Origin of the sequence: Paenibacillus sp. PvR098 (genome assembly GCF_017833255.1) — a bacterium.
Lineage (GTDB): Bacteria > Bacillota > Bacilli > Paenibacillales > NBRC-103111 > Paenibacillus_G.
The window spans coordinates 1492514-1504800 of the sequence record NZ_JAFIBU010000001.1; the positions used below are offsets into that span (position 1 = coordinate 1492514).

Consider the following 12287-nt stretch of genomic DNA (forward strand, 5'->3'; position numbering starts at 1 on the left):
TGAAGCTTGACTAGATCGCTTCTATTACATTACGCCGGTTTCTGCCCTACTAGGCGTTTGATACCGACGCACCCGTAAAAGAGCCTGTTCTTTATGTCCCATAAAATTCTCCAGATGACACAGCCGGGCGGCATATTCTCCAATGAATACACTAGCTTCCGGCGTACACTTTTGATAAGTGCAGGTTTTCATAAATTTGCCTACCCAAAGTCCTCCGGTGTAGCGTGCTGCCCCTTTGGTGGGAAGTGTATGATTGGTACCTATGACTTTATCACCATAGGCCACATTTGTCTCCGGTCCAAGAAACAGTGCGCCGTAATTCGTCATATGTTCAAGAAAATATTTTGGGTTCTTAGTGAGAACCTCCACATGCTCATAAGCCAATTTATCCGCTTCATGAAGTGCTTCTGCTTCATTTTCCACCAAAATAATGATTCCATTATCCTCCCAGGCTACTCGCGCTACATCTGCCGTTGGAAGGACGGCTAATTGCCGTTCGATTTCCTTAAGAGTTTCCTTGGCCAGTGTTTCCGATGTGGTGATGACAGCTCCTGGTGAAGTAGGACCGTGTTCCGCTTGACCAAGGATGTCGCAGGCCACCATTTCCGCATCGGCTGTCTCATCCGCTATGACTAAGATCTCCGTTGGTCCGGCAAGCAGGTCAATTCCGACATGTCCAAAAAGCTGTCTTTTGGCTTCAGCCACATAAGCGTTCCCAGGCCCTACGAGCATATCGACAGGTGCTATGGTTTCCGTCCCCAGCGCCATCGCCGCCATGGCCTGAACCCCTCCCACAATATAAATCTCATCTGCACCAGCCAATGCCATAGCAGCCACCGTGTCCTCAGGAATTTGGCCGTTGATTGGAGGGGTGCAGGCAATAACACGTTTGACTCCAGCTACCTTGGCTGTCAAAATACTCATATGTGCCGATGCAACCAAAGGATAACGACCGCCAGGGATATAACAGCCCGCGCTGTTGACAGGAATATTCTTATGGCCTAGGATCACCCCGGGGATCGTCTCCACTTCAATATCTTTAATGGAAGCTAGCTGTTCCTGGGCAAACCGACGGATTTGAGTCTGTGCGAATGTAATATCATGAATGGTTTGTTCTGAAACCTTTTTCATGATTTCCTCGATTTCCGACTCGGATAAGCGTAAGCTGGCAGGAGACCATTGATCGAATTTTTCAGATAGCTCTCGAACCGCCGCGTCACCGTTGTTCGCTACTTCATCAATGATTTTTCGCACTGTCTCAACTACTTGGGCTTGAGCCTTGAGCTGCTCTTCTTTGCTTTTACCGGTTTTCAAATATTTCGCCATGATATTCGCCTCCATTATTGAGGTAATTTTACCATTAACTTCCTTATTGCTTACTTGGCCGGCCGGTTGTCTTACGTATATTCAGTTCTGGCTGAAGCACAATCTGGATCGACTGCTTCGGCATACCTTTTTGTTCGATCATCTCAATCAAGTTTTCAGCCGCAATTTCACCCATACCAAATCTAAGGTTTCCAACCGTGGTTAATTGAATGGCATGATGAGTAGCCATACTGATATGATCCATGCCTGCCAGACTAATGTCCTCCGGTATCCGCAGCCCCATGGAGAGTATGGCGTCCATACAGGAAAACGCGATCGCAGTCGACCCGCAGATGATAGCTGTAGGCCGGTTATTCATGTGCATCAGCTTCAGAGTTACCTTTTCAACCTCGGTCGGTTTCGTGTCAATAATATGGACCATCCCCGGCTCAATCCGGATTCCCGCCTCATTCATGACCTTTTCAAACCCAATTTTACGCTCGTAGTGTGTCGAAACATTGATATCCCCGGAAATATAGGCAACTTTATTGTGACCCAAATCGAGAATATGACGGGTAATGATTTCTCCGGCCAATTCATTGTCCAGAACTACATAATTTCCCCCGCTACGCGGCCGTCTGTTAAACAGCATATAGGGAATTCCGGACTTCTCCATCTCCTCAAATATGGGGTCTTCCAACTTAATAGATGACATCAGAATGCCATCTACCGTATTTCCTCTGATCGAATTCATAACATCGCCTAGGGTCATCGCCTCTTCAAAATAAACCATCGTCTTATACCCGCGGTTGGTAGCAAAATTAACAATCGAGGTGGTCGTTTCTACATAGAAACCGTTATAAAGGGTTCCCGTGATCAGTGCGATTGTTCTTGTGCTGTTGGTGACAAGACTGCGTGCGATCAGATTCGGCTGATAGTTCAACTCCGTCATCGCACGCAAAACGGCATCACGTGTTTCAGGTTTAACGCTTTCAGGATTATTGAGTACCCGGGAAACCGTGGATTGGGAAACACCAGCTGCCTTTGCAACGTCTTTTGAGGATACCATTAGCCTTTCATCTTCCCCCTGCCGATCATAAATGAATACGTATTTATACTTAAAAGTATATATCTTGTCTATATCATTGTCTATTCATTTCAGCAGGTTTGGGCTTGCTTTCCTCTTATGAAAAACCGCTCGTTTGGATGAGCGGTTTTTCATACAGGAAGCTTCTTATTAGCTGTGGTTTGAGATTTGCTCCGGTGTTCCCAAAGGAATATGGTTCCGGGATACTTCGCGTTGAATGTCTTCAACAGGAACTTCGCGGGGCAAGACGCCATTTTTGGCGGCATAAGCTGCCGCTATAGCCGCAGCCTCACCTGTCATTGTGCATGCAGGAACATTCCGGGTCGAACCAAAGGCGATCTCATCTACCGAAATGCATCGGCCGGCAACCAGCAGTCCCTCAATGCCTTTAGGAACGAGGCAGCGGAATGGAATGCCATATCCATTTCCGACGTTATCCATAATCGCTCTTACACCGCCGGGCTCGTGAACGTCAACCGGGCTGTTGCATAAACCAATCGCATCTTCAAATCGCGCTTCATTTCTTACATCATGTTCCGTCAGAATGTAGTCACCAACGATTCTACGCGTTTCTCTTATGCCCAATTTTGGAGCCACTTCAAGGAAAATAGCGTTGTCGAAGCCCCGTACGTATTTCTTTAAGAAATCAAACACACTGTACGCTTGTTTACGGATTTCAATCTCAGCTCGAGTCAAGTCACGCGCGTTTAATCCGTTGCCATGCACCCGGGTCACGTTGATACTCAATTCACCTGGAATAAGTGCGCCTTTAAGTGTCATATGGTCTTTGGGGACGATCCAGTTGAATCCGTCTTCTATGGCTTTTTCGATTCGTTTCGTCAAGCCGGTGGCAAAAAAGATCAAAGCGTAGTCTTCGTTGGTTGCCCCCTCTTTTTCCGGAACGACCAACTCCCACATATCATCCATATTTTCTTTAAAGTCCTGGGCTACGGCAGGGATATCTACATTTAGTACTCTAAAATAAGAAGTAATCGGTTGGGTAAGTCCGTCTTGCGGTCGTCCGAGCATGAATTCAGCCCCCGCCAGCTCCGCCACATCTCCGTCCCCGGATGAGTCAATCACCACATCCGCCAGAATCAGCTGGTTTCCGGATTTGGTGCGAATATGAATCCCCTTCACCTTGTTCCCTTCACGAACGACATCCGTAACCGCTGCATGAAGGAGAACTTCAACGCCCGCCTCCTCGATCGTTTCTATGATCACGCGCTGCATGACTTCAGCATCGAATACGCCCGTATATTTCCCCCAATAGGAGCTTCGGACTTGATCGTCCGCCCCTTTATATCCCGCAGCACGGGTAATGAGTTCTTTAAATATCCCTCCTTCAATTAAACCCGTTGGTTTCGTCAGTCGACCTCCCGTTACAAGACCTCCTAAAACTCCGCTTCCTTCTACAAGCAATGTTTTCACGCCTTGACGCGCTGCCCGAATGGAAGCGACAATCCCTGTAACTCCGGCACCGACAACAACCACATCATATTTTCCGAATAATTCCATCTCTAAAACACTCCTTATCGCTATTTGATTTAAATTTCATTGAATACGTATTCATTTTCAGGGGCGAAAGACCCTGCTCTCCTCCGCCCGAGCTGAATTTTAGATCTCAACATCGCTTGCAAGCATGGATCTCTTTTTCCTGATTTCAGTAATGATACTAAAGGCTAGAATGACTAAGGTGATCAAAATAAGAACAGCGGAAATCGGTCTTTCGAAAAAGATTAAAAAACCATTCTCAGAGATTTTCAAGGATCTTAACAACGATGATTCAATTTCTTTGCCCAAAACAAAGGTCAAAACAGCAGGAGCCAGCGGGTAATCCATCTTTTTCATGAAGTACCCGATAATCCCGAAGGTGAGCATGACGCCAACGTTCCATAAATCGTTATTGACACTATAAGCCCCGATCATAGAAACGATGAGAATGAAAGGAAATAAAAGCTTATACGGGACTAACGCGATTTTGCCCCATAGCCCTGCTAAAGGAAGATTCATAATCAGGAGTATCAAATTTCCGATAAACATACTCGCAATGACGGCCCATACAAAGTCGCCGTTGCTTTGAAAAAGGGTCGGTCCCGGTGTTAGACCGTGCATAATAAACGCGCCTAAAAGCACAGCCACAGTAGGAGAGCTCGGCAAGCCTAAGGTAAACAACGGAATCAACGCCGCACCGCTATATGCATTGTTTGCCGTTTCCGGTCCTGCAACCCCTTCAATAGCCCCTTTCCCAAATCGGGAAGGGTCCTTGGCGAATTTCTTTTCAGCCGAATACGAGAGAAGTGATGCAATAACGGCATTCGCTCCCGGGATCAGTCCCAAGAAAAGCCCTATGCCGGTTCCCCTTGAAATGGACTTTATCGCAGGCTTCCACTCGCCTTTATCCGGAAGCAATCCCTTAATTTTCGGTATTTTATCCGCAGTGGCAGCATTCTCAGCACTCATTAATATTTCAGAAATACCGAACAATCCCATCGCCACGACGACAAAATCAAATCCATTCATCAATTCCAGGTGACCAAAGGAAAACCGGATCGTACCGGAAACTGGGTCCATGCCAATCAAAGATAAGATCAATCCAAAAACGGCGGCAACCAACCCGCGCACGATTGATTTTCCCATCAAACCTACCAACATCATGAGTCCCATCATCATAAGAGCGAAGAACTCGGGCGGTCCAAAACTTAACGCATATTGAGCAAGTGGAGGTCCTATAAAGCTAAGTCCGATAATGGCAATGGTTCCTCCGATAAATGAACCGATCGCCGCAATCCCCAGGGCTGTTCCGGCCCTGCCCTGCTTCGCCATTTGATGACCATCAATACAAGTGATAACCGAGGCGGCTTCGCCGGGAGTGTTAATTAAGACCGACGTTACCGTTCCGCCATACATGGAACCGTAAAATATTCCCGACAACAAAATGATGGCAGGTACCGGATCCATTCCAAACGTAATCGGCAGTAAAATCGCCGTCCCCGCCGTCGGACCTAATCCCGGCATCACGCCGACCAGCATCCCTACGGTAACTCCCAATAAGCAATAAAGCAGGTTCGACCAAGTGGCAGCCGTCTCGAAACCCTGTACCAGTTGAAGAAATGTCTCCATTTCCTTCCCCCTTTTGTCTTAAAAGCCTAAGCTGTTGATAGGCAGCGGAACACCCAAAATGATATTGAACACTACAAATAACAGTACGGATGCTCCTATAGAAATACTTAAACTGATATACCATCTGTATTCCCGAGCAAGAAGAGCAAAGAGGAAAAGGGTCCCCGCAATAACAAAACCTAAAAAGGATACAACCAGTATAAAACCAGCCAACGTAGCAAGAATGGTGATCAGTTTCCTCAGGTCTTTACCCTTGGGTAAAATTTCCGCAAGCGTTGTTTTTTCTTTGGTTATCGATTTAACCATGCTCCATATGGACAGAACAATTAATATTCCACTTAACCATAAAGGAAACATCCCGGGACCCGGACCCATCATGCTGGAATAGGTATAGGAAAAAGACTGAACAAAAATGACTATTCCAAATATTGCGAAAAATGCTCCGCCCCATACGCCTGCATATTGTTTTTTCATTACTTCTCCCCGCTTTCAAACGCTTGAACTTCGGCAAGGACTAGCAGACATAATCTCATTTTAGTTCAAACTTTATGTGCAAAAATTGCTGGTGTTACTTTACGAGTCCTGCCTTCTTCATGATCTCAGCACTTGTTTTTGAAGCTTCTTCTATCACCTTTTTAAAGTCATCAGGTCCAGCGTAAGTCGGTACCGTACCCATTTTTTTAAATTCATCGATGACGCTCTGATCCTGCATGGCCTTTTTGAAAGCATCATCTAAGATCGTTATAATTTCTTTTGGTGTATTTTTCGGAGCCAATATTCCCGTCCATGTATCAAATCCAGGAAAACCGCTTCCGGATTCTTTTAAGAAAGGAGCTTCCGGATAAAATTCGGTCTTAGTAGAACCCAGGTTAGCTAAAACTCGCAGTTTGCCTGCATCGGTATGTGGTTTTGCTTCCTGCGGTGAGATGATGGTTCCCATGACATGTCCTCCGAGGAGTGCCGTAATGGACTGCGCAGAACCGTCGAATCCGACTTGCTTCGTCTTCACTCCAAAAGTAACATTCAGCGTTTCCATAGCTACGTGCTTCGTATCTCCCGAGCCTGCTGTGCCGTAGGTGAATTTATCCGGGTTCGCCTTCACATAGGTCAGCCACTCGTCAAATGTTTTCCATGGGGCATCGTTTTGTACCACTAACATATTTGGAGCTGAATTCAAAAGTGAGATCGGCTCAAAGTCACCAGACTTATAAGGTGTATTACCAAAATTGGGTTGAATAATGAGGTTACCTGTTGTGACCGAGCCGATCTTGTATCCATCCGGTTTGGCTTGAAATACCTCTGCCAATTGGATCGATCCGCTGGCCCCCGTCTTGTTGGATACAACGATCGTTTGAGCGTTGGGAAGATGTTTATTGGCAGCGTTTACAACTAACCGAGTGCCAATATCCGCTTGACCGCCTGCAGCGAACCCTATCGTCATTTCAATCGGTTTTGTCGGGTAATTCACTTTTTGTGCTTCCTGGGCATTGCCAGAAGAAGCAGCCGGTGTTGAATTGGATTGTGAACAAGCTAAGGATACCGAGCTAAGCAGAGTTAAGGAGACGGCGACACTTAAGATTTTTTTACCTGTTGTCATTCAAAAAACCTCCATACTTTATAAAGTAGGTGCTAAGAAATATTGACATATTACTACAGGGTTAAATCTGTTAAGCACTCTAGGAAAGCGATTACATTTTACTCCCTCCTGACATTTTTTCATTTGAAAATTTCTCCTGATGTGATATCATGATGATTCATGAATACGTATTCATTTGCTGAGTAAAGTATATAACTGGAAAACAACTTTTGTCTAGTCTTTTTTTAACTTGTCATCAACTTACTCGCATTCGGGGGAAGAATTTTTATGAAATTAGTCACGACTTACCTTTTTGAGCGCGCTGAACTGGAACAAAGCCCGACAGAGCTGCTGCTCTTTCGGGCTTTGTTCATCCGTTACATTTGAGCGGCAACCGCTTTTTTCAGAGCCATCATGTTGCCTGCATGCATTGCCTCATGACAGGTGCCGAACAGCAGCACTTCATCAAGTCGATTGAAATCTTTAAACGGAATCGTAATCTGTTCCGCCAGCCTTCCTTGCAGACGTTCCCGGATTCGACTGGGTTGTTCCTCCAAAAGTTTGAGTAAGGACGGTAAATCCGGAGGAGCGGTTTGCCAGTCTGCAGGCTTCGTACCGTTAAGGAACAAATTCATCAGTTCCTGCGGCAAACTTAGCGGCGCTCCAATGAAAAGAAAAGCAAACCTTTCTTGAGTGGTCAAAATATGTCCCAAATGCCAGCGTAAGTTATTGTTGAACCCATTTGGCACAACATCCGCTTGATTCTCAGACAATTCGGCGACAATTGCCAATGTCCGGCTTCGATGTAGTTCGATCTGGTTGAAAACGATGTGCTCCATTCGCTTTTCCCCCCTTGAACTGCCAGATTGGAATGTTCTTCCTCACCCTATTATAACTTACCGCGGACTTCAGTGGATAAGTTGTTTTCCTCCTGTTTTCCCCCCTGTCTTATATCAGTTTAGCCGACTCTGCGAGCAGCTCAACGAGGTGAACCGTTCGAACCTTGTCGGACATGCCTTCCTTCTGCACACCCAGCTTCATCTGCAGCAGACAGCCGGGATTCGTGGTGACGATCGTCGTCGCCTGGGTCGTCTTGACCGTCTCCATCTTGACGCCCAGGATTTCCATCGATTCCTCGTAATGGACTACATTATATATTCCAGCCGACCCGCAGCACATATTCGGGTTGGCCATTTCCTTATATGAGATCCCCGGAATCTGCTTGATCAGCTCCAGTGGTTCCTTGACCACCTTCTGCACGTTGGTCATGTGGCAGGAATGCTGGTAGGTGACGATCTCGTCCATCGGTTTGGAGAGAGGCAGCTCGCATACAGCCAGCACCTGGGTAATATCGCGGGTTTTGGCCACGAACGCCTTGGCCCGCGCCTCCCACTGTGGATCTCCATGGAACAGATGATCGTATTCCACCAGCATCGCGCCGCAGCCGCCCGCATTATTGATGATGAAATCCACGTCCAGCCGTTCAAACGCCTCGATGTTCTGCTTCGCCAGCATCACTGTATCGTCCTTGCGTCCGGCATGCGCGTGAAGCGCCCCGCAGCAGGTCTGCTCGGCGATCACCTGCACCTCGCAGCCCCCCATCGCCAGAAGTTCCATCGACAGACGATTAATCTTCTCGAACATTGCATCCATGATGCATCCGGTGAAAAAAGCTACTTTCCACTTCGGCTGGGTTCCCTTCGGTGGCTCGAAGAGACGCGGACGATTGCGCCTTGCTGCGGGAGAAGTCACCTGCGGCAGTACTTCCTCAAAGGCCCACAGGTTTTTCGGCAGGATCCGCGTCAGCTTGCTTTTGTGCGCCACCTTCTGCAGACCGCTCTTTTGGTACAGCCAGATCATATCGGCTGCGAGCTTGAGCTTCTTCGAGTCGGGAAAGACGTCCTGAAACATGGCGTCCTGCAGCTTGCCCAGCGGCTTGGAGGTCCGCTTAGCCTTATGCTCCGCCAGCGCCTCCCGCGCCCCTTCCAGAATTTTGCCGTATTCCACACCCGACGGACACGCCGTTTCGCAGGCGCGGCAGCCCAGACACAGATCGATCGGCCCCTCCAGTTCACTGAGCGACAGATGTCCCTCCGCCGCCATCTTCACCAAATTGATCCGGCCGCGAGGCGAATGGGTTTCCCGTTCCATGGTCACGTAGGTAGGGCAGGCCGGTAAGCAGTAGCCGCATTGCACACATTGGATCGTTTCGTCGTAAGGCAATTCTTTGTTTCGGTTCATCGGCTGCTACCCCTCCGTTAAGTTGAGCCGCTGCCCGGGAGCAGGAAAAATCTTGCCCGGATTCATAATATTCTTCGGATCCCAACTGTCCTTGATCAGCTTCATCATTTGAAGCCCTGCTTTCCCCAACTCCATCTCCATGAACGGCGCCTTCATGTTGCCGATGCCGTGCTCACCGGACAGCGTGCCGCCCAGCTCGATCGCCGTTTCAAATATCTCCGTCACGGCCTGCTCGACGCGCTTCATCTCTTCTTTGTCCCGCTTGTCAGCCACAATGTTCGGATGCAGATTCCCGTCTCCGGCATGCCCGAACACAACCAGGTTGACGTTGTATTTTTCGCGGATCGTTTTCAACCGGGCAAACATCGCCGGGATCTGGCTGCGCGGAACGGTGGCGTCCTCCGAAATCTTGGTCGGCTTGACCCGGGTAATCGCCGGAGACACCAGTTTGCGCGCTTTCCACAAATTGGCCTCCTCCACTGCCGTGCTGGCGATCTTTACCTCGCGGGCCCCGATGGCTTCGCAAATCCGCCCGGCTTCCTTGATCTCTTCCTCGACCGTGCGGGCGTGGCCATCCACCTCAATGAGGATGATCGCCTCGGCGTCCACAGGCAACCCGCTCGGCTCGTAGTTTTCCACCGCATGAATGGAGGCTTGGTCCATAATCTCCATTTTGGAGGGCAGGATGCCCGAGGTCAGCACCTTCGAGATTGCTTCGCCGGAAGTCACGATATCATCGAAGATCGCCAGGAGCGTCGCCGTTTTCGGCGGCTTGGGAATCAGCTGCAGCGTCGCTTCGGTAATGACGCCTAGCGTCCCTTCCGACCCGACAATCAGCTTGGTCAAGTCATAGCCGGTCACATTCTTCACCGTGCGGCCGCCCGTACGGATAATCTCCCCCTGCGGCGTGACGAATTCCAGCCCCAGCACATAATCTTTCGTTACACCGTACTTCAAGCCGCGCGGCCCCCCGGAGTTCTCGGCCAAATTGCCGCCGATCGTCGAAACCGCGGAGCTGCTCGGATCAGGCGGGTACATCAACCCGACCTTTTCCGCCGCCGCATGGATGTTTCCGGTCAATACGCCCGGGGAAACGACCACGATGAGATCCTCGGGGTAGACCTCCAGCTTCTGATCCCACCGGGACAGATCCAGTACAATGCCGCCTTCGACCGGCAGCGGCCCTCCAGAAAGCGAGGTCGACTGGCCGCGAGGATACACCGGAATGACTTCCTCATAGGCCAGCTTGACGATGGACGCCACCTCGGCGGTGCTTTTCGGCTGCACGACCAGCTCCGGCATATAGGTCCCAAACGAACCGTCAAAGGAATAGCCGGCCAAATCCGCTTTCTCCGTCATCACGCGTTTGGGTTCAGGAATGATGGCACGCACCCGGCGTACGATGTCGGAATCTATTTTTCTATAAGCCACAGCCATCATCCTTTTACAGGTCCAACTGGAGGGACAGGAATTTATACTCCAAATAATCTTCAATGCCGTACTTGCCGCCTTCACGTCCGACGCCGGATTCCTTGATCCCGCCGAACGGAGCTTGCGCTACAGTTGGCAGGGAGTCATTGATGCCGACGATGCCGTACTCCATCGCTTCGGCTACCCGGAACATGCGGGAGCCGTCTTTGGTATAAATGTAGGAAGCCAGCCCATAGACGGTGTCATTGGCATAGCGAATTGCTTCTTCCTCGGTTTCAAACGTAAAGATCGGCGCGACCGGGCCGAACGTTTCTTCATAGGAAATCTTCATGTCATGCGTCGCGTTAAGCAGCACGGTCGGTGCGAAGAAGCAGCCGCCCGCCAGTTCACCTTCGATAAGCTTGCTGCCGCCCGCCAGGATGGTGGCACCCTTCTCCACCGCATCGTCGATATGCTCCTGCGCTTTTTCCATTGCCGCTTTGTCGATCAACGGACCGATGTTGACGCCGTCATTCAGGCCGTTGCCAATGACGAGCTTCTTTACTTTCTCCGCCATAATGGAGGCAAACTTCTCAACCACGGACTTCTGCACATAGATCCGGTTCGTACAAACACACGTTTGACCGGCGTTGCGGAACTTGCTGGCGATCGCTCCCTCTGCCGCTTTCTCCAGATCGGCATCCTCAAATACGAGAAGCGGAGCGTGTCCGCCGAGTTCCATCGATACTTTCTTCATTGTGTCGGCCGACTGGCGTACGAGCTCTTTGCCGACTTCGGTTGAGCCGGTGAAGGTAATCTTGCGCACCACGGGGCTGGCCATCAGGGTGCCCACCACTTCGGAGGCGGAACCGTTCACTAGGTTCGCTACGCCCTTGGGCACACCGGCTTCATGCAGTGCTTTGAACACCTCAATCGCGGCCAGCGGCGTAGCCGACGCCGCCTTGAGGATGATCGTGCAGCCTGCCGCCAGCGCCGGGGCCAGCTTGCGGGTGATCATCGCGATCGGGAAGTTCCACGGGGTGATCGCCCCGACCACACCGACCGGCTGACGCAGCACGAAGATGCGCTTGTTCGGAGCAGAGGCTGGTATGGTATCTCCATAGATCCGTTTACCCTCTTCGGCGTACCAGTCCAGATAGTCGATCGCAAGACCGATCTCGCCTCTCGCCTCCGCCAGCGGTTTGCCCATCTCGCGGGTGATCAGCTCCGCAATCGGTTCGGTACGGCTGCGGAGAATCCCCGCGGTTCGGGTCAAAAACGTGTAGCGATCCTTCGCCGTTAAGCGGGACCACGGCTGCAGTGCGGCCTGAGCTGCGTCAATGGCAGCTTGCGCGTCCTCCGCGCCCCCTTTGGCAACGGTTTCTACTACTTCTCCCGTCGCCGGGTTGATCACGTCAAAGGTTTGATTGGACCTGGCATTACAGAATTCTCCATTGATATACAGCATGATATCTACCTCCTTAGGGATCGTCATCCTTTTTAGGCTGAAGTAGTTTTAATGAGTCCTTCATCTCTTTCTTCTAT

The 12287-nt window shown here is 49.9% G+C and carries 10 protein-coding genes; all 10 read right to left on the reverse strand.

Translation table 11 applies throughout. The features are described from left to right. Positions 1 to 24: 24 nt before the first annotated feature. The 10 genes from hisD to JOE45_RS07530 all read right to left on the reverse strand — a co-directional run bounded on the left by hisD (position 25) and on the right by JOE45_RS07530 (position 12207). Positions 25 to 1326, reverse strand: coding sequence for a histidinol dehydrogenase (gene hisD, locus JOE45_RS07485; RefSeq protein WP_210020794.1), 1302 nt, complete (start codon positions 1324 to 1326; stop codon positions 25 to 27). 43 nt (positions 1327 to 1369) lie between these two features. Beyond that, a complete protein-coding gene (locus JOE45_RS07490) occupies positions 1370 to 2374 on the reverse strand; it encodes a LacI family DNA-binding transcriptional regulator (protein WP_210020793.1) in 1005 nt (334 codons plus the stop codon). A 168-nt stretch (positions 2375 to 2542) separates the two neighbouring features. Further along, complete coding sequence (locus tag JOE45_RS07495; RefSeq protein ID WP_348632592.1) at positions 2543 to 3934, reverse strand: FAD-dependent oxidoreductase; 1392 nt, start codon at positions 3932 to 3934, stop codon at positions 2543 to 2545. Positions 3935 to 4009: 75 nt separating this feature from the next. Continuing rightward, positions 4010 to 5515: a tripartite tricarboxylate transporter permease gene (locus JOE45_RS07500; RefSeq protein WP_210020791.1), complete on the reverse strand. Its 1506-nt coding sequence runs from the start codon at positions 5513 to 5515 to the stop codon at positions 4010 to 4012. Positions 5516 to 5533: 18 nt separating this feature from the next. After that, positions 5534 to 5989: a tripartite tricarboxylate transporter TctB family protein gene (locus JOE45_RS07505; RefSeq protein ID WP_210020790.1), complete on the reverse strand. Its 456-nt coding sequence runs from the start codon at positions 5987 to 5989 to the stop codon at positions 5534 to 5536. Between the two features lie 94 nt (positions 5990 to 6083). Beyond that, entirely contained in the window at positions 6084 to 7112 is a 1029-nt protein-coding gene (locus JOE45_RS07510; protein WP_210020789.1) for a Bug family tripartite tricarboxylate transporter substrate binding protein, read from the reverse strand. 356 nt (positions 7113 to 7468) lie between these two features. Beyond that, on the reverse strand, positions 7469 to 7930 hold the full coding sequence (locus JOE45_RS07515; RefSeq protein WP_210020788.1) for a DinB family protein: 462 nt from the start codon (positions 7928 to 7930) through the stop codon (positions 7469 to 7471). A gap of 109 nt (positions 7931 to 8039) precedes the next feature. Further along, entirely contained in the window at positions 8040 to 9332 is a 1293-nt protein-coding gene (locus JOE45_RS07520; protein ID WP_210020787.1) for a (Fe-S)-binding protein, read from the reverse strand. A gap of 6 nt (positions 9333 to 9338) precedes the next feature. Continuing rightward, positions 9339 to 10769, reverse strand: a complete 1431-nt coding sequence (locus JOE45_RS07525; RefSeq protein ID WP_210023374.1) for an FAD-binding oxidoreductase — start codon at positions 10767 to 10769, stop codon at positions 9339 to 9341. Positions 10770 to 10776: 7 nt separating this feature from the next. Further along, positions 10777 to 12207, reverse strand: coding sequence for an NAD-dependent succinate-semialdehyde dehydrogenase (locus JOE45_RS07530; RefSeq protein ID WP_210023540.1), 1431 nt, complete (start codon positions 12205 to 12207; stop codon positions 10777 to 10779). Positions 12208 to 12287: the final 80 nt, after the last annotated feature.